A 23,263-nucleotide genomic window follows, 5' to 3' on the forward strand; every position below is an offset into this window, starting at 1 on the left:
CGGGAATCCCATTTTACGACAATAATCAGGCGGGTGCGTAGTCCCTTTCCCCGATCGGCTTTCCGTCGAGCCGGACCTGCAGCGTGACGCCGGTGATGCCCTCGCTGCCCCGCTGCAGGCGCTTGATCGTCGCGCTGCAGCCCTTCACCTCGTCCAGGAGAGCCGCCGTCAGCCAGCTGTCGCGCGGGACATAGCCGATCGTATCGCCGTGGCATGTCGCGGCGATCGCGCGCTCATCATAGGGATTGTCCGGCTCGTGGACGAGCACCACGGCCTCGCCCACGCCCACGGCCGCGATTTGCGCCTGGTAGCTGCGCTCGCCTGCGAGCCCGACGGCGTAAGGTGTCTTGGCTCCCACCAAGCGTTAGCTCAGACCTTCCCAGTCCAGTTCGTCGGTCACATCGAAATCTTTCGTCGAAAAATCGGCATAGGCTTGGATGACGATATCGATGTCTGGATAATCTTTGGCCAAGTTTGCCTTCTTCTGCAAACCGTCTCTCGCCTTAATCCATTCAGCGGGAAGTGGCGAAGGACAAGGAATGTCGAGCAGCAGGTGCAACGTCATGTATGTCGGCTTGGACCAATTGTCTGTTTCGGCTCGAACCTGATATATAGCATCAGCGAGCCTACCTTGCTCACTGGCCTTTCCATTCCGTTTCTGGATCCATGCACGCAGATGCGTTGAGATCTGTTCATGAAACTCGTCGGGGAAGGCGAAACGGCTCCGATGGCGACCGAGCGCCGCTGCGAGATCGCGCTGGCTTGCATCGCAAGGGCAGCCCTCGACCCGCTCGAATTGAGCCACCATTTCTTTCGTCAACATAGCGACATTGTCGAGATCGAGCGCCAGCCCGAGTTTCTCGCTGGCGGGGACAATTGCAGCGCGGTTGTCTTGTCGCTTGGCGATCGTCGCGAGTTTCTTTGGATCGGCGGGTACGAGTGGGCAAACTTGCACCACGCTGATCTTATCGATTGGCTTGCACACGTCGCAGGATTGCGAAAGCAGGGCAACGCCGTGCGGTGCATCGATATTGCCAATCACGTGTTGCCCCTGATCGTCTAGGTAAAGCACTGGAAGCTTGAAGGGCGCGAGGATAAGGTCGCCCTGACGCCAGTCTTCAAGTGGGCAACCCGCCTTCGCCACGCTGTTAGCCCGCGATCTTGAGGGTGTTTTTTTCGATAGCGGCCGGTTTTTCACGCAGTGGGTTTTGATCGAACTCCGTTACCGTACGGAACCGCTCTGGCAGGCCAGCGCCCTGATCGCCAACCAATGCGTTGCGGATCCGGAAGCGGGGTTCGCCGTCCATCTGCTGAACCCGGTCACGCAGGCCGAACAACGCCGCCTGATTTTTCTCACTGACGCCAGCACCCTTCAACCAATCGTAAATTGCTCGTGGAGTCACCCCCAGCAGCAGGGCAACGTCCTTCCAGGCCAGTCCGGCGCGCTCCTTCACGTCAAGCAGCGCGTTCTCGACAGTAACGTCTTCCTCCCGTGCAAAGGGCGGGTTGATCGGCGAAGTGTGCTGCATCGCGGCACGCGAAAGCATCGTTCCCCCGCTAGCCGATGTTGGTGAGATCAACAAAATGATGCTCGCCCCTACGACACCTATCGGAACCGTCATCCCTTTGTCGAAACGCACCTCGGCCTCCATGCGCGGCGCGCTATAGGTTTGGAAACCAGCGCCCATCATCGTTCATCGTCCTTGGTCATTGCCCATGCGTAGATAGCGTGCAGGCGTTCCGCCTGCGCCTGCAATTTGGCGGCGATCACTTCGCGATTGAATGGCTCGAAATTCTGGCTCGCCACATCAATGTCGAGATACCAAGTTCTGCCCTCTCGTGCCCGAAAGAAAGCATCATAAGTGGCGTTTGCGGGCATGATGCCACTCCGCAGCAGCAAGGTTCCTTCGTCAACCCTGAACATCCACAGCAGGTCCGCCGCCTCAAGTGGACTTTTCCCAGTGATCGTAGTCAGCGCCCGATTGCACAGTTGTCGCGGATCTCCGTCGCCACCGACAGGGCCGGTATTGAGATAACGAACTCCGAGACGTGCGAGGTGAGAGGGCTCTGCATATTTTTCGAACGCATCGATAAGTTTAAGCAGCGCTTCGGTGTAATCTTTCCAGTTGGTATAAGCTTCCTTCTGGATTTCCAGCGCCAGCAATTCGGTGGTGAGCACCACCTTCTTCCGCTCGTCCTCGGACTGAAAGATCCAGCTTCGCTCCCCTGATGGAGCACTCGCGACTTGCCCCTTCTCGTCGATCTCAATTTTGACAGATTGCTCGATGCGCTGAGCGAAGCGGGGATAGTCGTGCCGGATCGCTTCCTGAAATGCGCTCACGATCTTGTTTTTCTCATCGCCGATTTTGGCGATCGGGGCGAACGTGATCACTACCACGGCACGCTCGATGAGCCGCGGACCCACAAACGGATCGCGGCGCTCAATGGCACCCAGTGGCAGTTCGCTCATCGATGTTTCCCCAGCGGAATCACAGTGTGAAGTTTATGTGAAGTAGAACGCTTATGCGGTCAGGTAGGTTAACGACAGGTGGACCGCAAGGGGGTTAATTCTGGGTACCTGAGGTTCGGGCTCGCCCATCCATCGGATGTTGTCGCGCACATCCGCTGGCTGTGGCACGCTCATTAAGCGTGGGTCACGTTTCGGTCCTTGACGAGTGAGTCAGAAAGATCGCAGCATGCCAACGCTGTTCCGGAGATCATCTGAATGCTCGATCCCTCAAATTTGACCGCGCTCGCTGCGCTGCCGTGGCAGCTGCAGCTGGTACTCGGCTCCGGCTACATCGCCTACCTGCTGGCATTCGTCGGTATCCGTCACACTCACAAGGCTGCAGACACCGTCTTTGGCACTCTCGCTTTTGGCTTGTTCAGCCTGGCAACACTCGCGCTTCTGCCGGCCACGGTCCATTGGATCGCTGGTGCGGCCCTGGCAATCGTGGCTGCGCTGTGCGCCGCAATCATTTGGCGCTGGATCGTCAGAAGGCAGTTGCGCAAGGCTCTTCGTTGGTCCGGATATTCCTGGGCGGATGACACGCCGAGCGCATGGGATAGGCTCCTCGAGTGTGAATACAAAGGCGTCACTCAGCTCTCCGTCGAGCTCGACGACGGTCGGTACCTCCACAGCACCGAGGCCAAACGGCTCGAGAAGCTGCCCTACGGGCCGTTCGTACTAGGAACCTCGGGCGACATCCTGATGTATGTCGACCAGCGCGAAAGCGCCGGTGGCGAGGTCGACCAGGTTGATGGCGTGTTCGATGATGCCTGGGGAGACCTCCTGACTTATATTCCGGCAGGCAACATCAAAGCCTTGAGTATCCGATTGAAAAGTTAGGTTCCGCGCGGGCTTGGCTTTGGCGATGTTGTCGGCGTCGGAGCGGGGCGCGGCTGCGTATTCGCACCTCCGTCACCCTCGCGCGGGGAACGGGCAGGTAAAGGTTGCGCAGACCGGTCTTCGCGGTTCCCGTCGCTTCGCGTCGGACTGGCGGTCCTTGGCTGCGCGCTGAACTTTTCTCCGCTATCGGTGCGCACGCCGATCAAGCTCGTCTTCGTTTCACCATCACTCATGCTAGGCTCTCCCTCTGCTGATTGAATTCCTGTTTAATCGGTTCCGGAGCGATGCCCCGTAGGCGGCACATACCTTCGACCTTCTCGATCTGTTTGTCCCAGCCCTCTATGTCTTCGCCCGCATCCGCAGCCGCGTTGCGAAATTCCAGGCACTCGCGCAGCATTCGCGGCAGAGCTTCGTCCATCTGCTTTGAGATGTCCGCCAGATTTGCATGGCGCTCGCCCGTCATAGGGATGCGGCTCATGCCTTGTCCCAGCCCTCGGCCTCACGCAACCGTGCCTCGCCGATCGAAAATCGCTCGACTTCGAACTCGGGGGCACCTTGATTGTGTTTGCGCCATTGATCGCTGGAATAGGGGCTCAAGGCGGGGTCGCATTCGACCAAAATCTCCTTCAACGTGCCCGTCTCGGGCTTTTCGACGAAACCGTCGGTGGTAGGGTGATCGAAACGCCACCAGATGCGGCGAACGATCACATCCTCTCCGTAGGGCGGTGGATGGTCCGGGCGCTGGATCGAAAGGTAGTCCCCAACCCGAGGAAGCGCAGGGGTCTGAAAATCGAGCGAATAGTCGGGCTTCACTTTGCCCGGCTCGCGAACGACCAACGTGAATTTGAGCATCGCTACTTCCTCCGCACCTTCGGCCAGGGTTTGGCCATCTCCATCTCGATCAGCACTTGGCCAAGATCCCGACCATCGACTGTGCAGCGCGCCACCGGTCGCCCGTATGGGTCCCGCTCCTCAAAGTGCTTGGTTCGCGGATCGGCGTCGACCAGCTCGCAGCGCACCTCCCTGCCCTCGATCATCGTGGTCAGGGCCCGCGTCGCTTCCTCGTAGCCTGGCTCGCCGCGCTCTGGCGCGTCGATGCGCGCCAGGCGAACCCGACCATTCGCTTCGGCGCTAAGGTTCGCGCAGCGCAGCGTATCGCCGTCGACCGCCAGCGCAGCTGCACAGAGGAAACTGAGGTATGGCAACTATATCCGCTGCAGTAGCAGCGCCTTCTTCTCAGCAAATTCTTCATCCGAAATGGCGCCAGCATCACGGAGCTGCGCCAGCTTGGCAATCTGTTCGACAGGGTCATCCATGGTCATAGACGTTGGCGGGGTGCCGGCATTCCGAGCCTCCTGAAGTTGCGTCAGGAATTGCTGCCCGAGATCCTTGTCGCCGATCCTAAGAGCCAGCTTGTCCCCTGAACTGTGCAACGTGATATCGAGGAAAATCAGCCCGCGGCGCGATTCGACCGAATGCAACGAAGCGAGGGGCCACGGTTCGAGCTTCGTCGAAGTAAAACCCTTCCGTATGAATACCACCCTTTGATTGGTGAGGATCGCCACACCCTCGAAACCGCGCTCGTCCCTGATCGCTTTCACCCATGCGAGGACCTCCTCGCTATTCAGACAGTGCTCGGCTTTGAACGCGTCGAGGTGTTTATTGGTTCTTGCCATCGTCCGACCTCATAGTCGCGAGAACTTACCTACTACCCGGCCGACGATATGAAGCTCGCCATCGGCGGCATGATCGTCGGAGACATTTTCGTTATCCGAAAGGATCGTCACTGTGTCGCCGCGCACTCGCAGGCGCTTGATCATTCCGATCTCACCTACTGCGCAGGCCCATATTCGGTCGTTTATGTTGAGCATGTTTTGCCCGCGGTCGATCAGGATTAGATCGTTCGGCCCGATCGTAGGCGTCATGCTGTCGCCGATCCCTTCAGCGATAAGCAGCTGCCCAGGGTCCGACTTTGTAAACTGCCTTAGAAACGAGAGTGGGAATTCCTCGATTCGTGATTCGGCATCTTCGTCAAGAAAGGTGCCGCCCATTCCGTACGCTAAGTCGACCATTTCGACTGCGACCATATCAGAACGAACCGGAAGGCCGTCGACAAAATCCGAATTGCCGGCCTCACCGGTGAGATATTCCAGCGGAACCCCCAATCTCGAAGCGATCTTCGGCAGAAGACGGGAGTTGCGTGTGTGACCTCGGACGATCTGATTGATGGCGGCAGAGCTGCATCCCACGCGTCGTGCCAGTTCACTCTGGTCGATGCCAAGTTCATCCATTCGAGACGTTAGTCTCTTCGCGGTGAGATTTTCCTCCATCTCAAAGCAAACTAAGGTCACCTCTTTAAGCTCGCTTTATAATTTTGCTTTGACATGAGTGTAAGTTGACTTTAAGTCGGCTTACATGTCCTACGAATCATCTCGTTCTTTCGAAGCATTCGTCTCCGCGCAAAAGCGCGCGGGAGGACATTCGGGGTTAGCTCGTATTTGCGGATGCTCGCCCTCAAACATTCATCAGCTCCTTGAGCGCAAATCTCTGCTTCCAGGCCGATTTGTCTTGGCAGTCGAAGCCGCCACAGGCGTCTCCCGCCACGACCTTCGTCCCGACCTTTATCCGCGCGAGGAGCCGCCCGCGCATCCGCCGGTGGGCTGCACACCTCCCCAGCCCGCCGGCGGTTCACGCCACAACGAGCTCGAGGAAGCACGGATATGATCGGGGCCATCATCGCTGCCGATCATGCCGAAGCGCGCAACCCGCGTATGCTGCGGACTGAGCGCCGCCTTGCAGCAGGCTTCGGCCGCCCCTTCCCGTTCGACGATAGGAGCCCGGTTTCAGCGCGCGCTCGGCGCACGCGGATCGTCGGGAAACGGGACACCGCTGTCGAGCTGGAGACTCTTGAGCAGGGAGAGCAACTGCAATGCCTGAACGAAATCCATCTCGAGGGTCACGAGACCCTCGACCCCTCTCCACTGAACTGCAACAGTATCGGGACGATCCGCGCTATCGAGTTGAAGTCGGCCGCCGAGTATACGATCCGCTCGTCGACGGGGTATACCGTCCCCCAGCACGAATTCACCATAGACTGTGGTCTTGCATCGCACGTTTTTTCTCCTGTCTGTTTCAGCGCCGACAGGATGGCCGAAGCCGGGGGGACTAACAATCCCGCCGGTGGAGGCGGCATGCCCTACACTGCTGCCGTTTTTAGCGAGGCGCGCCAGTGAAGCCCCGCGCTCCTCTCTCGACCGACCAGGCCCTCGCGCGGATCGCTGGCCAGCTGCCCGGCGGTTTCGCCGAGATGGCGCAGGTTACGCGTCGCAGTGAGAGCATGGTCCGTGCATGGGGCGATCCCGATCGACGCGAGAAGATTCCGCTCGACGATGCGATCGAGCTCGACCTCGCCTTCCAGGCGGCCGGGGGCATCGGGGCGCCGCTCGCCGATTCCTATCTCATCCGGCTCGAGCTCGCCGCCGCGGCCCGCTTCGCCGAACGCTTTACCCTGCTCGCGCACACCGAGGGGCTCGCCACCGAAACCGGCGAAGCGCTCGCCGCGCTGATGCGCGCCTGCGCACCGGGCGCCGGCCCCGTGGAGGAACGCCGCGCCCTCAAGGAACTCGTCGACGTCGTCGACAAGGCCAAGCCGATCATCCTCGCGCTCGAAAAGGGTGACATCCCTGTCGTTCGCGCGGTCGATACCGTCGCTGCCGCAGCGCAGGGCCCCTGATCGCACGCGCTGCGGCCGAGCTCGTCTCGCCGCGGCATTCCCGACTGCGGCGGCTCCGATCGTCCCGCAATCTCACTCCCGTTCCCGCGCATCCGGCTCGCTTCCGGAAGCGCATTCGCTTTGCCGCTTTCCGGAAGGTTCACCACTATGCCCGCAGCACTCGCCTACATCGACGATCGCACCGCCGGCCTCGCCGCACGCGGCGCCGCCCTTCGTTCCGGGCTCACCCCTGGTCGCTATCTCCGCGACTGTCGCCAGCGCGCGGGAATGGCGTTGCGCAGCTGTGCGGAGAAGATCTCCCGCCACGCCGGCGCCTACCCGCGAACCGAGGCAGACCTGCGCGCGCTCGAGGACGACCAGCCCGGCGACTACGCCTATCTGATCCGCTCGCTCGAGCATCACCGTGTGTTTCCCTTCGATGCCGACCGCCTGCGCGCGCTGGCAGCGGCGACCTGTGCACCCGGCCTGGGCGAATGGGATTCGGTTTGATGCACTCCCGGCTTGCCCATCCATTTGCGATCGCCGTGGCGGTCCTGTCGACCTTCGGCGCGGCCCATTTCGCCGACCGCCTTGCCTACGGCCTCCAGATGGGAGCACGCGGGCTTGCGCCGATCCATCGCCCTGTGGTGCTGCCGTGACGCCGGGCCTCTATCTCAGGAAGCGTCGCGAGGCGGCCGGCTTGTCGCTAGGCGAGGTGGCACGGCAGATTGCCACCATACAGCTAGGCCTGGTTCGCCTCGATCGGCGCAACCTGCTCGAACAGCTGGAGCGTGTCGAGGGCGACGAGGCCGCTCTGACGCTAGCCCAGGCGCAAGTTCTGCGAAACGTCTTCGCATTCGATCCGCATCTCTACATGCGCTTGCTGGCTCGCGGCACGCTTCCTCTCACGCAGATTTGCCGGGCCTGCGCTTGCAGCTGGTTCGATCCGTGCCTGCCCGATTCCGGCGCAAGGGGTGAGAAGGCGGCCGCATGCTCATGGGCGGAACCCGACCTTTGTTCTGCATGCGCCGAGCGCCCGTCCCGCGTCTCGATTGACGCGATCCCGATCCAACTTTCCCACCAAGGAGCCTGCTGATGGCCGAAGCAACTGATGACCGCCTGCGCCTGCTGATCGAGCGCATCGAACGGCTCGAGGAAGAGAAGAAGGGCATCGGCGACGATATCCGCGACGTCTACGCCGAGGCCAAGGCGGTCGGTTACGACGTCAGGATCATGCGCCAGATCGTCCGATTGCGCGCCATGACGCCAGACAATCGTCGAGAGATGGAGACCATCCTCGATACCTACAAAGCGGCGCTGGGGATCGGGTGATGGCCATCACCCAGCGCGAACAGCAGATGATCGACTTGCGCGACCAGGGCATGAACGATGCCGCGATAGCGAGGGCGATGGGCATCAAGCGCGGCTCGGTCCGTCGCACACTTTCGGTACTCTCGGTCGACCTCGCGGGCGACGCACGGCACGAGCAGGCCATCCGCCAGGGCACGCAATCGCTTCTCGCCGCGATCGGCGCGGCTGGGTATCCCACGACGCCGCGACCGGAGCATCGTCGATGAGCCGCCGTCACCTCCTCGCCTACTGTGCCGCGGCAGGTGTCGTGGGCTTCGCCTACGTTCTCTTGCTCGAGGCATCGACCCGCGTCGCTGGCAGCGTCGGCCGCGCGCTCGCCGAATGGCAGGGCGGCCTGTGATGCGCTGGCTCCGCTTTCTCCCCTTCCGGCCGTTGCGCCCCCGGAAGGGCGCAACTGGGATCCTGCCTATCGACCCGCGCGAGGAAGAGCTGCTTGCGCGCCAACGCGCCGCTCGCGAGATTCGCCAGGACAAGCCCGATGGCTAGCTGCGCAATCTGTATCACGCGGCACGCGATCGAGCGCTTCCGCGAGCGGGTCGAGGATCTTCCCGATCGGGACATCTGCGAACAGCTCGCTTCGCCTGCGGTAGAACGTGCGGCGCTGATCGGGGCGCCCTACATTCGCCTCGAGCATGGTCAGCGGATCGTGCTCCAGGGCTTCACCGTCGTCACCGTCCTTCCGCGCGGTTGCTCGGGCGCGACCCTCCTGAAGAGGAGGCCGCATTGAGACAGCGCCAGAGCCAGTTCCACTTCGTCCCGCTCGACGATCGGATCGAGGACGGTCGCTTCTATCTGGTGAAGACCGCCAATGAATTCCTCCACTGCGCCCAGCGCCGCGCAGGACGCTGGGTCTACGGGGCCAACGGGCCCGCGGTCGAAGGACAAGTCGAAAAATACTGCGTCCCGCGAGGAGCCGCCTGATGACCAAGCTCCGATCGCCATTTGCTTACACCCGCGTCTCGATAGAGCGCCTTCAAAAGGAGAAAGCCCGTGAAGAACAAGCTCACGGATCTGAACAATCATCTTTTCGCGCAGCTCGAGCGGCTGTCAGACGAGGATTTGTCCGAGGACAAGATCGAGCAGGAGTGCAAGCGCGCCGACGCGATCGTGGCCGTCTCCGATCAGATCCTCTCGGGCGCAAATACCCAGCTCAAGGCGGCCACGCTGATCGCGAACCACGGCGATCGCTTCGCCCGCATGCTGCCCGCGATCGGCGGGACCAGCGAAGCGACGGCGCCGCAGCTCAACGCGGCGGTCGAGGCCGGGCAATCGAGTACAGCGCAGCCGAACTGAGCTGGATCGAGGCCAATGCCGCACTGCCGCGTCGGGAGCTGCACAGTCTGTTTGTCGAGCGATTCCGCAGAACCGATGTCCAGGTGGGCCACATCAAGGCCCTCTGCTCGCGGAAGGGATGGAAGACCGGGCGGACCGGTTTCTTTCCCAAAGGGCATGTGCCGGCGAACAAGGGCAAGAGAATGCCCTACAACGCGGCATCTGCCCGGACTCAGTTCAAGAAGGGCCACCGTGGAGGCAAGGCCGCCGAACTCTACCAGCCGATCGGCACCGAAAGGGTCTCGAAAGACGGCTATCGAGAGCGGAAGATCCACGACGGCATGCCGTTCCAGTCGCGCTGGAAAGAAGTCCACCGCATCGAGTGGGAAGAGCTTCACGGGCCGGTGCCGGAGGGACATTGCCTCAAGTGCCGCGATGGCGATCGCAGCAACACAGATCCGGCAAACTGGCTGTGCATCCCGCGCGCTCTTCTTCCCCGCCTCGCTGGTCGGTGGTCGCTTCCCTACGACCACGCTCCCGACGAACTGAAGCCAGCGGTTCTGACGTCAGCGCGTCTCGAGCATGCCGCTCGCGAAGCCCGAAAGCACAGGAGCAAAGCGCGATGACCGCACTCCCCTTCACCATCCGCCAGCCAACCACGGCCGCATTCGCATCGGGTGCCCCGCTGCGCGTTCGCCGCCCGGCCGACGGAATGTACGCCCGCCTTGTCGCGGGCGATCGCGTCTGGATCCGCGAGCCCTATCGGTTGAAGCGCAAGTTCAATTCGCTCTCGCCAACCGCAGCGAGCGGCTACGACGCCCGACCTTACTTCGAGCAGGATCTCGGACCCGGCGACGTCGAGGCGCTCGAGCTCGGCGACATGCGGCACGCGCGGTGCCTTCTGCGCGATTGGCATCGATGGCATGCGATAGTCGACGAAGTGAAACTGCAGCCGCTGCAGGAGATCACGCTCGAGGAGGCCAGGGGCGAGGGCTTCACCAGGGTCGAAGGCTGGGCCGCCCGCTGGGATGCCGACATCACCAGCTTCACTTCGATCCACGATCCTAGGCAATGGGCCAACAACCCGCAGGTCATCGTCCTCAACCTCATCCCCAAGCTGGAGCCGCTCCCTGAGGAGAAGGCTCTCTCTGCCGAACTGAAAGCACAAGAGCTCGCATGACCGATCAGCTACTCCGTCGCAGCGAAGTCGAGGCGATCGTCGGCCTCAAGAAGAGCGCGATCTACGACCGCATCAGCAAGGGCAAGTTCCCCGAACCGGAGCATTTCCGGGATGCGCGCTACGTCCGCTGGAAGCGCTCCAAAATCGAAGCCTGGCTGGAGGATCAGCTCGTCTGCTGATCCCCCTTTTTTACCCTCGCCCGGGGCACGGGCGGGGGCATTTTCCGACACCGAGAACATAATATGACGATTGGACAGAGAGTTAGACCGATGTTTTCACGCCGCCCCTGGGCACCACTTCGCTACCCCGGCAATCAGCACCTCAGATCTGGATTTTCTCCGGTTGGGCGCGCGCCCTGAAGTCGGTTGGACCAATCAGCGGGTCTCGGGTCGAACAAGAACGCGCGCCTCCCGAATACCGGCAGCTTTGCCACTACGCTGGCCGGAAGCGGACTGTCCGCTAATGACCCGGTTGCGGACATTGGCATTTCGGCTAGCGTTCTCTCTTCATGAAGATAGCTAAGTTCATTCTCGTGGGGTTGCTGGTCACCATCCTTGGGCTAGTCACATGGTATTGGATTGATCGGCCTTCCGTTCTGCATTCTGCATGTGCCATTGGGCTTCCGAATTATTCTATTCCGAGTGAACTTGAGCCGGATGAAGTGGGCTGTGCCATACTAGCGCCTGGCAGCCGCTATGAGGGCCTTTTGATTACGGGGTTTGAGGCCTCGAACTTTTCCAGTCCTGATTTCCCGCCTGTCCCCAGCGAGTTCGGGTCCGACGACACACGATCTTGGTTTCACTGCCCGCAAGACGGGTGCGGCGTTGCTTTGGCTCAACAGTTGGATAGGAACCACCTCAAAGGCTGTATCGAGGATTCACTGTTTCATACCGGATTTGCGAAGATTGAAGTCGAAGGTTGGGTAACGATCTCCAAGGGTGCCTTTGGTCATTTGGGCGCATACCCACGCGACTTCTATGCATCTCGCATTGTGAGCGTTTCACCTCCACCAGACGAAGTAATCGCAAAGTGGGTTGACGGATATCGCCGCAACAAACTGTGCGATTAGATCAGCTTCCCGCCACAATTTCGGGGCGCGCCAAGAATGCTGACGTTTGGCATTCGCGGACCGACATGCGCGTTGAAGGCACCATCGATCACATCGACAAAGACCTTTCCGCCCTTGGGCACCACTCTGCTACCCTGCCTTATCCGGCCCGGCTTTTCCTGCATCGCCACCCACGCTAGGCATCTGCCATGCACGATACCGCCAGCACCGCCCTCTCCGCTTTCGACATCGCCGCCCTGCTGGTGGTCGCCTCGGCGCTGCTGGGGTGGTTCAACCATCACTTCGTCAGGCTGCCGCATGTCATCGGGCTGACCGTGATGGGGGCGCTGGCGGCGATCGGCCTGATGGTTGCCGATGCCTTCATCCCCTCGATCACGCTCGACGACTGGGTCGCCGAGACGCTGCGGCAGATGGATTTCACCGAGACGCTGCTGCAGGGCATGCTCAGCTTCCTGCTCTTCGCGGGCGCGCTGCATGTCGATCTCGAGCGGCTCAGGAGCGCCTGGCTGCCGGTGCTGCTGCTGTCGACGCTGGGCGTGATCGTCTCGACCGTACTGGTGGGCCTCGCCATGTGGGGCGTCGGCCTGCTGCTCGCCCTGCCCCTCGCGCCGATCTGGTATTTCGTCTTCGGCGCGCTGATCGCCCCGACCGACCCGGTTTCGGTGCTCGGCGTGCTCAAGGAAGAGAAAGTCCCGCAGTCGCTGCAGAGTGCGGTGGCGGGCGAAAGCCTGTTCAACGACGGGGTCGGCATCGTCGTCTTCACGATACTGCTCGGCGCGGCGCTGACGGGCGCCGACTTCTCGCTGTCCGAGGGCGCGCGGCTGTTCGCGATCGAGGCGGGCGGCGGCGTGCTGGTCGGGCTCGTCTTCGGCTGGATCGGCTATCGCGCGCTCGCCAGCATGGATGAATATACGCTCGAAGTGCTGATCACGCTGGCGATCGTGATGGGCGGCTATGCGCTGTGTTCCTCGCTCCATATCTCGGGCCCGCTGGCGATGGCGGTCGCCGGGCTGCTGATCGGCAACCAGGGGGTTACCTATGCGATGAGCGACGTGACCCGGGATTATGTGATCAAATTCTGGGAGCTGGTCGACGAATTGCTCAATTCGGTGCTGTTCCTGCTCATCGGGCTGGAGATGATCGCGCTCGTCCCCGGCGGCTATCACCTGCTGTTCGGACTGGCTGCGATCCCGCTCACGCTTGCCGCGCGCGCAGTGGGCATCCTTGCCTCGACCAAGGCCATTCCCGCCGCGCGGCTGCAGGACAAGGGCGCCGGCCGCGTGCTGTGGTGGGGCGGCCTGCGCGGCGGCATTTCCATTGCCCTGGCGCTCTCACTGCCACCGGGCGAAACGCGCGAGTTGATCCTCGCCGCGACCTTCGCCGCGGTCCTGTTCAGCGTGCTGGTCCAGCGCGCCACGCTGGGGCGGTTGATCGAGCGGCTGAAGGCCGACCACGCGCCGGCGGTCGAGGAGGCTCCGTCGCGCGCGCTGCAGTGACGCGCTCCGATTGCTTTCGCACGGCCGCTTCTGTATGGCGACCGGGCACGCCCCGGCAGTCGCGATCGCCCGTCGATTCCGCCTCCGGGGCGCATGGCTTTCACGCGCGAAGGAATTCCCCGCATGGCACGTCGCCGCCAGATCTACGAAGGCAAGGCCAAGATCCTCTACGAGGGCCCCGAACCGGGGACGATCATCCAGTATTTCAAGGATGACGCGACCGCCTTCAATGCCCAGAAGAAGGGCACGATCAACGGCAAGGGCGTGATCAACAATCGCATCAGCGAGTATGTTTTCACCCGCCTGTCGCACATCGGCATCCCGACGCATTTCATCCGCCGCCTCAACATGCGCGAACAGCTCGTCCGCCAGGTCGAAATCATCCCGCTCGAAGTGGTGGTGCGCAATGTCGCCGCGGGCACGCTGGCCAAGCGCCTCGGGATCGAGGAAGGCGAACTGCTGCCGCACACGCTGATCGAATACTGCCTCAAGGACGATTCGCTCGGCGACCCCAAGGTTTCCGAAGAGGAAATCGCCTGCTTCAACTGGTGCAGCCATGAGGAGCTGCAGGACATGTCGAGCATGGCGATCCGCATCAACGATTTCATGTGCGGCATGTTCAGCGCGATCGACATCCGCCTGATCGACTTCAAGCTGGAATTCGGGCGCATCTGGGACGGCGATTACAGCCGCGTGATCCTGGCCGACGAGATCAGCCCCGACGGCTGCCGCTTGTGGGACATCAATACCGGCGAGAAGCTCGACAAGGATCGCTTCCGCCGCGATCTGGGCGGCGAGAGCGAGGCCTACCAGGAAGTCGCGCGCCGTCTCGGTATCCTGCAGAACGACGACAGCGGGCCGGGCGAAGTGCTCGACATGAACGCCCATCGCGGGCGGCTGCGGACGCCGAGCAAGCCGAAAAAGTAGGTGCTTCGCGCCGCGCGGAGCCCACCGGGGGCAAGCCGCATTGGAAAGCTTGGCTTAAGCCTGCCGATTGCATAGCGTTGGACCACGTCCGGCCTCGGCCGCAATCGCACAGGTTTTCGTGTCCGTATTTTCTACCGGCCGCATGCTCGCGGCACTCCCGCTTCTCGCCCTCGCCCACCCGCTGATCGCGGGCGACACACCGGCAACCGCGAGCGTCGAGGCCGCTCCGGCAGCAACCGGCTGGGGGCATCCTGTCTACGACATCGCGCCCGATCCCGCCGTGCGCTTCGGCGTACTTGCCAACGGGATGCGCTACGCCGTCCTCAAGAATGGCACACCCGAAGACACCGCAGTGATCCGCTTCGGTTTCGATGTCGGCTATATCGACGAAAGCGACGAGGAACTCGGCCTCGCGCACATGCTTGAGCATATGGCCTTCAACGGCTCGAAAAAGGTGCCCGAGGGCGAGATGGTCAAGCTGCTCGAACGCCTCGGGCTCGCCTTCGGAGCGGACACCAACGCCTCGACCGGCTTCGAGGACACGATCTACAAGCTCGACCTGCCGCGCACCGACGCGGCACTGCTCGACACCGCGCTGATGCTGATGCGCCAGACCGCGAGCGAGCTGACCATCGCCGACGATGCGGTCGATCGCGAACGCGGGGTGATCCAGTCCGAAACGCGCACGCGCAACAATTACTCGCTGCGCCGTATCAAGCACTGGATCAGCTTCGTCGCGCCGGATACGCTCTTTGCGCAACGCTTCCGCGCCGACGTGACCGAGGAGATCATCGACACCGCCCCCGGCGAGGTGCTGCGCGATCTCTACCGACGATATTACCGCCCCGACAATGCCGCGCTGGTGGTGGTCGGCGACGTCGATCCGGATATGGTCGAGGCCAAAATCCGCGCGGCATTCGGCGACTGGGCGGCGCCAGCAACGGCGCGGGTCGAGGTCGACAAGGGCACACTCGACCTCGCGCGCGGACCCGCGGCGGCCAATTTCGTCGATCCCGACGTCCAGACGCTCGTCACGATCGACCGCTTCGCGCCCTATGTCGAACGCCGGCCCACGGTGGCGGAAACCGACGAGGCGCGGCTGGTCGCTCTCGGGACCGCCATTCTCGACCGCCGGCTGCAGAAGATAGCCAATGCCCCCGATTCGCCGATCATCGGCGGCAATGCCTCGGCCTCGGACTTCTTCGATATCCAGCGCGCGGCGCAGGTCGCGCTCCAGGCACGCGAGGGCGAATGGCAGCGCGCGCTGGAGGTCGGCGAACAGGAATGGCGCCGCGCGGTCGAACACGGCTTCACCGAGGCCGAAGTGGCCGAACAGCTCGCCAATTTCGAACAGCGCTATCGCGATGCCGCGCGCCAGCAGGACACGCGGCGCAACACGCAACTCGCTGACGGAATCCTCTCGACTGCACGCCGCGAGCGGCTCTTCATCACCCCGCAGACGACCTACGAGCTGTTTCTGGCGCAGAAACCCCGGATCACCGCCGCGGCGGTTTCGCAGGCCTTCGCACAGCATTTCGCGCTGTCGGACCCGCTGATCCACGTCTCGACCAAGCAACCGATCGCCGATGCGCAGACGACCATCCTCGACGCCTGGCGCGCCTCCGCCGCCGAACCGGTCGAGCCGCCGGCGGATACGAGTGGGCAGGCTTTCGCCTATGACGATTTCGGAGCAGCCGGGACGGTTGTCGACGACAGCATCATCGAAGACCTCGGCGTGCGCACGATCCGCTTCGCCAACAATGTGCGGCTCAACCTCAAGCCCACATCCTTCGAGAAGGACAAGGTCCGCTTCGCGATCCGCCTCGGATCGGGCCAGTTGGCGCTGCCGCGCGACCAGATGGGGCAGGCGGTCTTCCTGTCATCGGTCAGCGCGCTCGGCGGACTTGGGCAACAGGGCTATGACGAGCTGCGCCAGGTGCTCGCCGGACACCGCCTCACCTACGGCTTCGGTGCTGCTGAAGATCGCTATGCCACGCGCGGCGCCACGACCATGGCCGACCTGCCGCTGCAACTGCGGCTGAGCGCCGCCTATTTCAGCGATCCCGGGCTGCGGCCCGAAATGCTGGCGCGGTGGGAGGCGATCATCCCGCCCTATGTGGCGCAACTCGACGCCACCCCGCAGGCGGTGGCACGGGCACAGGTCCCGCGAATCCTCGCCAACGGCAATCCGCGCTTCGGCCTGCCCTCGGAAGAAGAGCTGACCTCGGTAACGCTGGAGCAGACCCGCGCGCTGGTGGCCGAGCAGTTCGCACGGGCCCCGATCGAGATCTCGGTCGTGGGCGATTTCGACAGCGATGCGGTGATCGGCGCGGTCGCCGCGAGCTTCGGTGCCCTGCCCCGGCGTGCGGCGACTCTGGAGGGCTGGGACAGCGAGCGCGTGGCGCAGTTCGCGACCGACCGCAGCGAGCGTGTCCTCACGCATGCCGGAGCGAGCGACCAGGCGTTGGCGCTTACCTATTGGCCGACGACCGACGACGACGACGCGCAGGAAGAGGCGACCATGCAAGTGCTTGCGCTCGTCATGCGGCTCGAACTGCTCGACCGCATCCGCGAGCAGCTCGGCGCGTCCTACTCGCCCGCCGCGGGTTCGAGCATGTCGAGCATCTATCGCGGCTTCGGCACCTTCTCCACCTCGGTCGTGGTCGAGCCCGAACAGGCCGACGAGGTCTTCGCGGCGGTCGACGCGATCGTCGAGGATTTCCGCACGGCACCGATCGATGCGGACTTGCTCGAGCGCGCGCGGACCCCGCTGCTGGAAAAGATCGCCCTGAGCCGACGCGAGAACGGCTGGTGGCTCGCGATCATCGACGAGGCGCAACTTCGCGCCGAGCGGCTCGACCGCGTGCGCAGCTATGAAGATCGTATCCGCGCGGTGACGCCGGAAATGCTGCAAGCCGCGGCGCAGCGCTATCTCGACCCGGCGCAGGAACTCCGCATTCGCGTGATCCCTGGCGAGGCTGCCCGCCAGCCTTGAAAAAGGGGCCGGAGGGATCGTTTCCCTCGGCCCCGATTTCCTTGTGCGGTCCCGGCTTAGTAGTTGACCCGTGCCGAGATACCGAACACGCGCGGATCGTTGACGAAGGCGGTGTTGTTGTTGAAGTCGATGCCGCCCTTCACATTGTCGGCATCGGTGATGTTGCGCACGAAGGCAGCGACCTCGAACGTGCCGTCATTGCGGGCATAGCCCACGCGCAGCCCGCCTTCGATCTGGTTGTTCGCGTTGAATTCTTCGCTTTCGTAGAGGAAGAAGTTGGTCTTCCCCTGATAGGCCCAATCGGTGAAGAAGAAGACTTCACCCGCATTGCCGACCGGGAACGCGTAACGTGCGGTGACGTCGGCGATCCATTCGGGAGCATTGGGGAACGGGTTGCCATCGACCAACGCGCGGTCGGTTCCCGACAGGGTCACGATCGGATCGGTCACGGTGCACTGCGCACAGATGCCCACCGCAAGGTTCTCGTCCTGGATCTTGGTATTGTTCCAGCTCAGACCGGCGGTGAGCAGGAAGTCCGGCGTCACCTGGAAGGCGCTGTCGAGTTCGAAACCGACGCCGCGCCCCTTGTTGGCATTGACCAGCTGGACGAGGTTGTTGGCTCCGCCCACGGCGGTGAACTGCGGATCCTCGATGGTGTAGTAATAGACCGCGCCGTTGAGGCGCACGCGGCGACCGGCCAGTTCAGACTTGAAGCCCGCTTCGTAGCTCATGATCTTTTCCGAGGTCGCGATCGACGGCGGCGAGCCGAAGGCCACGTCGCGGCCCTGGATGGTCGGCGCACGGAAGCCATTGGCGAGGCGCGCGTATACGCTGGCATCGTCGCTGACGTCGAGGAAGGCCGACAGGTCCCAGCTCAACCGGTCGTCAGTGACGATGCGGTATTGCGCGCCCGGGCCGGACATGAACGACGTCTGGGTGACGGCGAATTGCTTCTTGTCGTCGGTATAGCGCAGTCCGCCGGTCAGCTTGAGCACGTCGCTCGCCTGTACCGAAACCTGGCCGAAGGTCGCCCAGCTGTCGTTGGTGTGGCGCACGGTAACCGGCGGCGGGAAGTTGAAGCCCACAGTGGTGACGTCGAAATCGCTCTGGAAGACGAACATGCCAACCTGCCAGTCGAACACGCCGCCCGGATTCGAGGCGAGCCGCACTTCGTGCGTGAACTGCTCGAGGTCGATCGAATCCTGCGTGTCCGAGGGGAACGGGATGAAGCCCGGTCCGGTGACCATGTTGCCGCCGTCGATGTCGCCGCGGCTCGAACCTTCGCTGTTGGCCCAGGCGGTGATGCTGGTCAGCGTTGCGAAATCGGCATCGTAGTCGAGCTTGAAGCTGCCGACAAAGGCATTGTACTTCGCCACATTGCCGCCGCCGGCATCGTAGAACACCGTATCGCGGTCGTAATTGGCGTTGAGGTCGTTGTTGCCGGGGCCGAGGATATTGGCACGGAACAGCGTCGAGGTGCCGTCGAGATCGCGGAAGGCGACCGAGCCGAGCAGCGACAGGCGGCTGTCGGGGGTGATCAGCAGCTGGGCGCGCCCGGCGAGCTCGTCATAGCCGCCGAGCACGTCGTCCTGGCCGGTGAAGCCGTTGTCGACCCAGTCGTCGCGGTGCTGGTAGAGGCCCGAGACGCGCAGCGAGGCCACGCCCGGAGCAAGCGGCACGGTCACGCCGCCATCGAGCGAGATCGAGTTGAAGCTGCCATAGCTCGCCGAAAGCTGCGCGGCGAACTGGTCGCCCGGCTTGGCGGTGTCGATCTTGACGATCCCGGCCGGCGTATTGCGACCGAACAGCGAGCCCTGCGGCCCGCGCAGCACCTCGATGCGCTCGACGTCGAAGATCGGGAAGCTCTTCAGCGTGACGTTTTCCATCACGATATCGTCCATGACGACCGAAACCGGCTGCGAGGCGGCGAGATCGAAATCGGTGTTGCCGAGGCCGCGGATGTAGAAGCGCGGCGCGGCACGGCCGTTCGAGCTTTCGACGAAGAGGCCCGGGACGCGCGCGGCGAGCGCGGTCACTTCGGCGCCGGCGTCGAAGATGGTCTTGACCATGCTCGAGTCGAGCGTCGCGGCCGAAACGGCGACGTCCTGGAGGTTTTCCTCGCGCCGGTTGGCAGTGACGATGATGGTGTTGAGCTGGCCCTGGCTGGCTGCCGCATCGGCGGGAGCATCGGCCTCCTGGGCAACGGCAGGCTGCGCGGCGAGGGCCGCAAGCGCGAGAGTGCTGGTCCCGAGAAGATGGGCAGCGGTCGAACGGATGGTCATGGTGGGGAGAGTTCCTGCTTGAGCGCCCCGTCTGATCGGCACGCATTTGGAGGGAGGCGGCCGGTTGCGCCGCGCGCATCCCTTAGCAGCTTGCGCGGGAAATGGGGGTGTCGCAAACCGCCACGGGACAAAATTGTGACACATGTTGCATCGAGGTTACATCGGCGTCCGCCGCTCCGGCTGACGGGCGGCATGGGGGCCCATCGCGCGAGATGCTTGAATGCGCGCGGCCGCTGCGCCATAGGCGCGCCAAAGGAAAGGCCTTGCCCGATGAAGATCCGCGTCCATGTTTCGCTCAAGCCCGGCGTCCTCGATCCGCAGGGTCGCGCCGTCCACCACGCGCTCGAAGGCCTCGGCTTCGCCGGGGTGGACGATGTACGCGTCGGCAGGCTGATCGAGCTCGACGTTGCCGACGACACGAGCGACGAAGCGCTCGCCGAAATGTGCGAGAAGCTGCTCGCCAACACGGTGATCGAAAACTACCGCATCGAGAAGGTCGGCTGATGTCGTTCCGCGCCGCCGTCATCACCTTCCCCGGTTCGAACTGCGACCGCGACATGGCGGTGGCGATCGAGAAGGTTTCGGGCACTGCACCGATCCGCGTCTGGCACGGCGATGCCCACCTGCCCGAGGATCTCGACTTCATCGCCCTTCCCGGCGGCTTTTCGTATGGAGACTATCTCCGCTCGGGTGCGATGGCGGCCAACAGCCCGATCATGCGCAGCGTCAAGCGGCGCGCCGAGCGGGGTGTCCCCGTGCTGGGTGTCTGCAACGGATTTCAGGTCCTGACCGAAGCTGGACTGTTGCCCGGCGCGCTGATGCGCAATGCCGGCCAGACCTTCATCTGCCGCACCGTCGCGCTGACGGTCGAAAACAACCAGACGCTGTTCACCGGCGGCTATGACAGCGGCCAGACGATCCGCATTCCCGTGGCCCATCACGACGGCAATTATTTCGCCGACGAGGACACGCTCGACAGGCTCGAGGGTGAAGGCCGCGTGGCCTTCCGCTATGCCGAAAATTGCAACGGCTCGCGCCGCGACATTGCCGGCGTGCTCAATGCCGCAGGCAATGTGCTCGGCATGATGCCGCATCCCGAACGCGCGGTCGATGCGGCGCACGGCGGCACCGATGGCCTCGCGCTGTTCGAAAATGCGGTGAAGGCGCTGGCCGAAGCCTGATCAGGCGCTCTTGCGGCGCCATTCCTCGGCATGGCGGTTGAGGATCGCGCGGACATCGCCCGCGGGCATCGGGCGCCCGAAGTGGAACCCCTGGATCTTGGTGCAGCCGAGCCCGCGGATCATCGTTGCCTCCTCATCGTTCTCCACCCCTTCGGCGGTGGTGGTCATGCCGAGGCTGTCGGCCATGGCCACGACGGCGCGGATGATCGCAATCGATTCGGGGCTCTGCTGTGCCGCCCCCTGAACGAAGGTGCGATCGACCTTGATGGTCGAGAACTTGAGCTTGCGCAGGTAGCCGAGCGAGGAATAGCCGGTCCCGAAATCGTCGAGTGCGATCGAGCAGCCGAGCGCCATGCACTCTTCGAGCGCCTTGCGCGCCACACTGGCGTCGCGAAGGAAAATGCTCTCGGTGACCTCGATCTCGAGCCGCTTGGGATCGAGCCCGGTTTCTGAGAGCGCCCGCACGACGGTGGCGACGAAATCGGGTTCGAGCAGCTGCTCGGGCGAAACGTTGACATTGACGCGCACATTGGCCGGCCAATGCGTGGCCGCCTCGCGGCAGGCCTGTTGCATGACCCAGGTACCGATCGGCACGATCAGGCGCGTGTCCTCTGCCAGCGGTACGAACTTGCCCGGGCTGACGAAACCGTGTTCGGCACTGTTCCAGCGGATCAGCGCCTCGAAGCTGACCACCCCCTCGGTCCTCGCATCGACCACCGGTTGGTAGTGCAGCACCAGTTCGTCGCGATCGAGCGCGTGGCGCAGCGAATGTTCGAGCTGCCGACGCTCTTCGGCATTGGCGTGCAGCGAAGGTTCGTATTCCCGATGCGTCCCGCCGCCTTCGTCCTTGGCGCGATAGAGCGCCAGATCGGCATTGCGCAGCAGTTCCTCGACGCTGTGCCCGTCGCGCGGTCCCAGCGCCGAACCGACGCTGGCCCCGACATAGAGAACATGGTTCTCGATCTCGTAGGGTTCGGACAGGCGCTCGATGATTTCGCGCGCGAGGCTCTCGATGCGCTCGCGCCTGCTCGCGTCGCGGATGACCACGGCAAATTCGTCGCCTCCCAACCGGCCGCAGACCTCGCCTTCGGCCATCAGGCCCTTCAGCCGCGCAGCGACTTCGGCAAGCATGCGGTCGCCGACGAGATGGCCGAGCGAATCGTTGATCGACTTGAAGCGATCGAGGTCGATCATCATGAAGGCGCAGCGCGAGCGCCATTGCGCGGCATATTGCAGCGCCTCGCCCAGCGCTTCGTTGAGCATCCGCCGGTTGGGCAGATGCGTCAGCGTGTCGTAACGCGCCAGATATTCGATCTTTTCGGACGATTCGCGTTGTTCGGTGACGTCGGAGCCGACGCCACGGAAGCCGTGGTATTTGCCGGCTTCGTCGATGATCGGCGTCCCCGACAGCTCCCACCAGCGATCATGCCCGTCGATCGAGACCTTGACCAGGAGATTGGAGAAATTCTCCTTTCGTTTCAGCCGGTCGGCGAGCTCGTGCAGGCTTTGCGGGAATTGTCCGGTCTTCCAGCCGGTACCCGAGATCAGCTGGAGGAAAGACTGGCCTTCGACCTGGCCGGGGTCCTGCCCGAGCGCGAAAGCGAAGCGCGGCGAAACCGACTTGAGGCGGCGCCGCGTGTCGATCTGCCACAGCCAGTCGGCCTTGCCTTCCTCGAATTCGCGCAGGAGCATAGACACGACTTCGCTCTTTTCCTGCATCGCCGATTCGGTGAGGCGAACGGCCACGGCGACCCGCGCACTTTCTATCACGCCGAAAATGGACAGCAGCGTCGAGAGGACCACCACTGCCGCGAGGATGAATTGCCCGGCGATCAGGCAGGCGAGCAGTCCGCCGAAACCCACGGCGAAGGCGAAACTGATCGAACTGAGCGGTGCACCGAAGCGGCTGGCGCTGCTGGCGAGCACCATCATCGCGGCGATGCCCCATACCACCACCGTAGCAGCCGGATCGGCCACCAGCGCACTCAGGATCATGCCCGCGCCCCACAGCGCGCCCTTGGCACCGGAGGTTGCGGCATGCGCCCTGATTTCCTCGCGCGAGATGCTGCGCGTGTCCGCATCGCCCAATCTGCGATCGGCGCGCGCCGAGAGCCAGACGGCCACCATCAGCCCCACTCCCCAGACGGCCAGCAGCGGCAGCGGGACCACCGCACCAAGCGTAGCCGCGGCAAGCAGAAAACCGAGGATATGGAGTCCGGCGCGCACGCCCATGCGTTCCTTCAGCAGGGCATATTGCTGCCCGTGCGCCAGCGACCAATCGCTGCCCTCGGGCGCTTCGATCCCGATAACCTGCGCAATCGATGGCGAGGCCGACTTGGCCTTGAGAGTGGGTGCCTGTTCGCTCACACCCGCACCGTTACGCGGAAATCCTTATCTCCGGGTAAAGGCTTGGTCAGCCGTGCCACGCC

33 protein-coding genes are annotated in these 23,263 nt (G+C 63.3%); 22 read left to right on the forward strand and 11 right to left on the reverse strand.

What is annotated here, in order from left to right; translation table 11 throughout:
- Positions 1-25 precede the first annotated feature (25 nt).
- Genes ACEQZ0_RS05835 through ACEQZ0_RS05850 form a run of 4 tightly spaced genes read right to left on the reverse strand, consistent with a single transcriptional unit; the run spans position 26 to position 2,470 of the window.
- Positions 26-358, reverse strand: a complete 333-nt coding sequence (locus ACEQZ0_RS05835) for an HIRAN domain-containing protein (protein WP_370189290.1) — start codon at positions 356-358, stop codon at positions 26-28.
- Positions 359-364: 6 nt separating this feature from the next.
- Entirely contained in the window at positions 365-1,144 is a 780-nt protein-coding gene (locus tag ACEQZ0_RS05840) for a hypothetical protein (protein ID WP_370189292.1), read from the reverse strand.
- Between the two features lie 4 nt (positions 1,145-1,148).
- On the reverse strand, positions 1,149-1,691 hold the full coding sequence (locus tag ACEQZ0_RS05845; RefSeq protein WP_370189294.1) for a hypothetical protein: 543 nt from the start codon (positions 1,689-1,691) through the stop codon (positions 1,149-1,151).
- Positions 1,688-2,470, reverse strand: a complete 783-nt coding sequence (locus tag ACEQZ0_RS05850) for a TIGR04255 family protein (protein ID WP_370189296.1) — start codon at positions 2,468-2,470, stop codon at positions 1,688-1,690. Before ACEQZ0_RS05850 ends, ACEQZ0_RS05845 begins: the two co-directional genes overlap by 4 nt.
- 255 nt (positions 2,471-2,725) lie before the next feature.
- Between ACEQZ0_RS05850 and ACEQZ0_RS05855 the strand changes: the two genes are divergently transcribed.
- Positions 2,726-3,349: a hypothetical protein gene (locus tag ACEQZ0_RS05855; protein WP_370189298.1), complete on the forward strand. Its 624-nt coding sequence runs from the start codon at positions 2,726-2,728 to the stop codon at positions 3,347-3,349.
- Between the two features lie 229 nt (positions 3,350-3,578).
- On the opposite strand, the gene ACEQZ0_RS05860 is transcribed toward ACEQZ0_RS05855, so the two are convergent.
- The 5 genes from ACEQZ0_RS05860 to ACEQZ0_RS05880 are packed head-to-tail and all read right to left on the reverse strand — an operon-like array spanning position 3,579 to position 5,640.
- Complete coding sequence (locus ACEQZ0_RS05860; RefSeq protein WP_370189300.1) at positions 3,579-3,827, reverse strand: hypothetical protein; 249 nt, start codon at positions 3,825-3,827, stop codon at positions 3,579-3,581.
- On the reverse strand, positions 3,824-4,201 hold the full coding sequence (locus tag ACEQZ0_RS05865) for a hypothetical protein (protein ID WP_370189302.1): 378 nt from the start codon (positions 4,199-4,201) through the stop codon (positions 3,824-3,826). Before ACEQZ0_RS05865 ends, ACEQZ0_RS05860 begins: the two co-directional genes overlap by 4 nt.
- Before the next feature lie 2 nt (positions 4,202-4,203).
- On the reverse strand, positions 4,204-4,554 hold the full coding sequence (locus tag ACEQZ0_RS05870; RefSeq protein ID WP_370189305.1) for a thermonuclease family protein: 351 nt from the start codon (positions 4,552-4,554) through the stop codon (positions 4,204-4,206).
- Positions 4,555-5,025, reverse strand: coding sequence for an SHOCT domain-containing protein (locus ACEQZ0_RS05875; protein ID WP_370189306.1), 471 nt, complete (start codon positions 5,023-5,025; stop codon positions 4,555-4,557). It lies immediately after the preceding gene.
- Positions 5,026-5,034: 9 nt separating this feature from the next.
- Positions 5,035-5,640, reverse strand: coding sequence for an XRE family transcriptional regulator (locus ACEQZ0_RS05880; protein ID WP_370189308.1), 606 nt, complete (start codon positions 5,638-5,640; stop codon positions 5,035-5,037).
- Positions 5,641-5,764: 124 nt separating this feature from the next.
- Between ACEQZ0_RS05880 and ACEQZ0_RS05885 the strand changes: the two genes are divergently transcribed.
- The 19 genes from ACEQZ0_RS05885 to ACEQZ0_RS05975 all read left to right on the forward strand — a co-directional run bounded on the left by ACEQZ0_RS05885 (position 5,765) and on the right by ACEQZ0_RS05975 (position 17,371).
- A complete protein-coding gene (locus ACEQZ0_RS05885; RefSeq protein ID WP_370189310.1) occupies positions 5,765-6,073 on the forward strand; it encodes a transcriptional regulator in 309 nt (102 codons plus the stop codon).
- On the forward strand, positions 6,070-6,582 hold the full coding sequence (locus tag ACEQZ0_RS05890) for a hypothetical protein (protein WP_370189312.1): 513 nt from the start codon (positions 6,070-6,072) through the stop codon (positions 6,580-6,582). Before ACEQZ0_RS05885 ends, ACEQZ0_RS05890 begins: the two co-directional genes overlap by 4 nt.
- Positions 6,579-7,082 carry a hypothetical protein gene (locus ACEQZ0_RS05895; protein WP_370189314.1) on the forward strand — a complete coding sequence of 168 codons (504 nt, stop codon included), beginning with the start codon at positions 6,579-6,581 and terminating at the stop codon, positions 7,080-7,082. Before ACEQZ0_RS05890 ends, ACEQZ0_RS05895 begins: the two co-directional genes overlap by 4 nt.
- A gap of 147 nt (positions 7,083-7,229) precedes the next feature.
- A complete protein-coding gene (locus ACEQZ0_RS05900) occupies positions 7,230-7,571 on the forward strand; it encodes a hypothetical protein (RefSeq protein WP_370189316.1) in 342 nt (113 codons plus the stop codon).
- Positions 7,571-7,720 carry a hypothetical protein gene (locus ACEQZ0_RS05905; protein WP_370189318.1) on the forward strand — a complete coding sequence of 50 codons (150 nt, stop codon included), beginning with the start codon at positions 7,571-7,573 and terminating at the stop codon, positions 7,718-7,720. The genes ACEQZ0_RS05900 and ACEQZ0_RS05905 overlap by 1 nt, the downstream gene beginning before the upstream one ends.
- Positions 7,717-8,157 (forward strand): helix-turn-helix domain-containing protein, encoded by a 441-nt coding sequence (locus tag ACEQZ0_RS05910; protein WP_370189320.1) that lies wholly within the window; start codon positions 7,717-7,719, stop codon positions 8,155-8,157. The genes ACEQZ0_RS05905 and ACEQZ0_RS05910 overlap by 4 nt, the downstream gene beginning before the upstream one ends.
- Positions 8,157-8,393: a DUF2312 domain-containing protein gene (locus ACEQZ0_RS05915; RefSeq protein WP_370189322.1), complete on the forward strand. Its 237-nt coding sequence runs from the start codon at positions 8,157-8,159 to the stop codon at positions 8,391-8,393. Before ACEQZ0_RS05910 ends, ACEQZ0_RS05915 begins: the two co-directional genes overlap by 1 nt.
- Complete coding sequence (locus ACEQZ0_RS05920; RefSeq protein WP_370189323.1) at positions 8,393-8,638, forward strand: helix-turn-helix domain-containing protein; 246 nt, start codon at positions 8,393-8,395, stop codon at positions 8,636-8,638. The genes ACEQZ0_RS05915 and ACEQZ0_RS05920 overlap by 1 nt, the downstream gene beginning before the upstream one ends.
- Positions 8,635-8,772, forward strand: coding sequence for a hypothetical protein (locus ACEQZ0_RS05925; protein WP_370189324.1), 138 nt, complete (start codon positions 8,635-8,637; stop codon positions 8,770-8,772). The genes ACEQZ0_RS05920 and ACEQZ0_RS05925 overlap by 4 nt, the downstream gene beginning before the upstream one ends.
- A gap of 138 nt (positions 8,773-8,910) precedes the next feature.
- The gene (locus ACEQZ0_RS05930) at positions 8,911-9,159 is read left to right on the forward strand and encodes a hypothetical protein (protein ID WP_370189326.1); all 249 of its coding nucleotides are present in this window, start codon (positions 8,911-8,913) and stop codon (positions 9,157-9,159) included.
- The gene (locus ACEQZ0_RS05935) at positions 9,156-9,353 is read left to right on the forward strand and encodes a hypothetical protein (protein ID WP_370189328.1); all 198 of its coding nucleotides are present in this window, start codon (positions 9,156-9,158) and stop codon (positions 9,351-9,353) included. The genes ACEQZ0_RS05930 and ACEQZ0_RS05935 overlap by 4 nt, the downstream gene beginning before the upstream one ends.
- Before the next feature lie 69 nt (positions 9,354-9,422).
- Positions 9,423-9,725, forward strand: a complete 303-nt coding sequence (locus ACEQZ0_RS05940) for a hypothetical protein (protein ID WP_370189330.1) — start codon at positions 9,423-9,425, stop codon at positions 9,723-9,725.
- 83 nt (positions 9,726-9,808) lie between these two features.
- Entirely contained in the window at positions 9,809-10,330 is a 522-nt protein-coding gene (locus tag ACEQZ0_RS05945; RefSeq protein ID WP_370221272.1) for an HNH endonuclease signature motif containing protein, read from the forward strand.
- The gene (locus tag ACEQZ0_RS05950; protein WP_370189333.1) at positions 10,327-10,884 is read left to right on the forward strand and encodes a hypothetical protein; all 558 of its coding nucleotides are present in this window, start codon (positions 10,327-10,329) and stop codon (positions 10,882-10,884) included. Before ACEQZ0_RS05945 ends, ACEQZ0_RS05950 begins: the two co-directional genes overlap by 4 nt.
- On the forward strand, positions 10,881-11,063 hold the full coding sequence (locus ACEQZ0_RS05955) for a helix-turn-helix transcriptional regulator (RefSeq protein ID WP_370189335.1): 183 nt from the start codon (positions 10,881-10,883) through the stop codon (positions 11,061-11,063). Before ACEQZ0_RS05950 ends, ACEQZ0_RS05955 begins: the two co-directional genes overlap by 4 nt.
- Before the next feature lie 329 nt (positions 11,064-11,392).
- On the forward strand, positions 11,393-11,953 hold the full coding sequence (locus ACEQZ0_RS05960; protein ID WP_370189337.1) for a hypothetical protein: 561 nt from the start codon (positions 11,393-11,395) through the stop codon (positions 11,951-11,953).
- 188 nt (positions 11,954-12,141) lie between these two features.
- Positions 12,142-13,449: a cation:proton antiporter gene (locus ACEQZ0_RS05965; RefSeq protein ID WP_370189339.1), complete on the forward strand. Its 1,308-nt coding sequence runs from the start codon at positions 12,142-12,144 to the stop codon at positions 13,447-13,449.
- Positions 13,450-13,572: 123 nt separating this feature from the next.
- On the forward strand, positions 13,573-14,376 hold the full coding sequence (purC, locus tag ACEQZ0_RS05970) for a phosphoribosylaminoimidazolesuccinocarboxamide synthase (RefSeq protein WP_370189341.1): 804 nt from the start codon (positions 13,573-13,575) through the stop codon (positions 14,374-14,376).
- Positions 14,377-14,494: 118 nt separating this feature from the next.
- Positions 14,495-17,371, forward strand: a complete 2,877-nt coding sequence (locus ACEQZ0_RS05975) for a M16 family metallopeptidase (RefSeq protein ID WP_370189343.1) — start codon at positions 14,495-14,497, stop codon at positions 17,369-17,371.
- A gap of 56 nt (positions 17,372-17,427) precedes the next feature.
- On the opposite strand, the gene ACEQZ0_RS05980 is transcribed toward ACEQZ0_RS05975, so the two are convergent.
- Positions 17,428-19,653, reverse strand: coding sequence for a TonB-dependent receptor (locus tag ACEQZ0_RS05980; protein ID WP_370189345.1), 2,226 nt, complete (start codon positions 19,651-19,653; stop codon positions 17,428-17,430).
- Positions 19,654-19,923: 270 nt separating this feature from the next.
- Between ACEQZ0_RS05980 and purS the strand changes: the two genes are divergently transcribed.
- Complete coding sequence (gene purS, locus ACEQZ0_RS05985) at positions 19,924-20,157, forward strand: phosphoribosylformylglycinamidine synthase subunit PurS (RefSeq protein ID WP_370189347.1); 234 nt, start codon at positions 19,924-19,926, stop codon at positions 20,155-20,157.
- Positions 20,157-20,834 carry a phosphoribosylformylglycinamidine synthase subunit PurQ gene (gene purQ, locus ACEQZ0_RS05990; protein ID WP_370189349.1) on the forward strand — a complete coding sequence of 226 codons (678 nt, stop codon included), beginning with the start codon at positions 20,157-20,159 and terminating at the stop codon, positions 20,832-20,834. The genes purS and purQ overlap by 1 nt, the downstream gene beginning before the upstream one ends.
- On the opposite strand, the gene ACEQZ0_RS05995 is transcribed toward purQ, so the two are convergent.
- Positions 20,835-23,201, reverse strand: a complete 2,367-nt coding sequence (locus tag ACEQZ0_RS05995; RefSeq protein WP_370189351.1) for a putative bifunctional diguanylate cyclase/phosphodiesterase — start codon at positions 23,199-23,201, stop codon at positions 20,835-20,837.
- Positions 23,202-23,263 lie beyond the last annotated feature (62 nt).

This window comes from Qipengyuania sp., from assembly GCF_964227205.1.
Taxonomy (GTDB): domain Bacteria; phylum Pseudomonadota; class Alphaproteobacteria; order Sphingomonadales; family Sphingomonadaceae; genus Qipengyuania.

What these genes read in the sequence shown, in the direction of transcription:
- ACEQZ0_RS05845 (WP_370189294.1), bottom strand. Translation starts at nt 1,691, where the DNA reads ATGATGGGCGCTGGTTTCCAAACCTATAGCGCGCCGCGCATGGAGGCC.
- ACEQZ0_RS05850 (WP_370189296.1), bottom strand. Translation starts at nt 2,470, where the DNA reads ATGAGCGAACTGCCACTGGGTGCCATTGAGCGCCGCGATCCGTTTGTG.
- ACEQZ0_RS05855 (WP_370189298.1), top strand. Translation starts at nt 2,726, where the DNA reads ATGCTCGATCCCTCAAATTTGACCGCGCTCGCTGCGCTGCCGTGGCAG.
- ACEQZ0_RS05860 (WP_370189300.1), bottom strand. Translation starts at nt 3,827, where the DNA reads ATGAGCCGCATCCCTATGACGGGCGAGCGCCATGCAAATCTGGCGGAC.
- ACEQZ0_RS05865 (WP_370189302.1), bottom strand. Translation starts at nt 4,201, where the DNA reads ATGCTCAAATTCACGTTGGTCGTTCGCGAGCCGGGCAAAGTGAAGCCC.
- ACEQZ0_RS05875 (WP_370189306.1), bottom strand. Translation starts at nt 5,025, where the DNA reads ATGGCAAGAACCAATAAACACCTCGACGCGTTCAAAGCCGAGCACTGT.
- ACEQZ0_RS05880 (WP_370189308.1), bottom strand. Translation starts at nt 5,640, where the DNA reads ATGGATGAACTTGGCATCGACCAGAGTGAACTGGCACGACGCGTGGGA.
- ACEQZ0_RS05885 (WP_370189310.1), top strand. Translation starts at nt 5,765, where the DNA reads ATGTCCTACGAATCATCTCGTTCTTTCGAAGCATTCGTCTCCGCGCAA.
- ACEQZ0_RS05890 (WP_370189312.1), top strand. Translation starts at nt 6,070, where the DNA reads ATGATCGGGGCCATCATCGCTGCCGATCATGCCGAAGCGCGCAACCCG.
- ACEQZ0_RS05900 (WP_370189316.1), top strand. Translation starts at nt 7,230, where the DNA reads ATGCCCGCAGCACTCGCCTACATCGACGATCGCACCGCCGGCCTCGCC.
- ACEQZ0_RS05905 (WP_370189318.1), top strand. Translation starts at nt 7,571, where the DNA reads ATGCACTCCCGGCTTGCCCATCCATTTGCGATCGCCGTGGCGGTCCTG.
- ACEQZ0_RS05915 (WP_370189322.1), top strand. Translation starts at nt 8,157, where the DNA reads ATGGCCGAAGCAACTGATGACCGCCTGCGCCTGCTGATCGAGCGCATC.
- ACEQZ0_RS05920 (WP_370189323.1), top strand. Translation starts at nt 8,393, where the DNA reads ATGGCCATCACCCAGCGCGAACAGCAGATGATCGACTTGCGCGACCAG.
- ACEQZ0_RS05925 (WP_370189324.1), top strand. Translation starts at nt 8,635, where the DNA reads ATGAGCCGCCGTCACCTCCTCGCCTACTGTGCCGCGGCAGGTGTCGTG.
- ACEQZ0_RS05930 (WP_370189326.1), top strand. Translation starts at nt 8,911, where the DNA reads ATGGCTAGCTGCGCAATCTGTATCACGCGGCACGCGATCGAGCGCTTC.
- ACEQZ0_RS05950 (WP_370189333.1), top strand. Translation starts at nt 10,327, where the DNA reads ATGACCGCACTCCCCTTCACCATCCGCCAGCCAACCACGGCCGCATTC.
- ACEQZ0_RS05955 (WP_370189335.1), top strand. Translation starts at nt 10,881, where the DNA reads ATGACCGATCAGCTACTCCGTCGCAGCGAAGTCGAGGCGATCGTCGGC.
- ACEQZ0_RS05960 (WP_370189337.1), top strand. Translation starts at nt 11,393, where the DNA reads ATGAAGATAGCTAAGTTCATTCTCGTGGGGTTGCTGGTCACCATCCTT.
- ACEQZ0_RS05965 (WP_370189339.1), top strand. Translation starts at nt 12,142, where the DNA reads ATGCACGATACCGCCAGCACCGCCCTCTCCGCTTTCGACATCGCCGCC.
- purC (WP_370189341.1), top strand. Translation starts at nt 13,573, where the DNA reads ATGGCACGTCGCCGCCAGATCTACGAAGGCAAGGCCAAGATCCTCTAC.
- ACEQZ0_RS05980 (WP_370189345.1), bottom strand. Translation starts at nt 19,653, where the DNA reads ATGACCATCCGTTCGACCGCTGCCCATCTTCTCGGGACCAGCACTCTC.
- purS (WP_370189347.1), top strand. Translation starts at nt 19,924, where the DNA reads ATGAAGATCCGCGTCCATGTTTCGCTCAAGCCCGGCGTCCTCGATCCG.
- purQ (WP_370189349.1), top strand. Translation starts at nt 20,157, where the DNA reads ATGTCGTTCCGCGCCGCCGTCATCACCTTCCCCGGTTCGAACTGCGAC.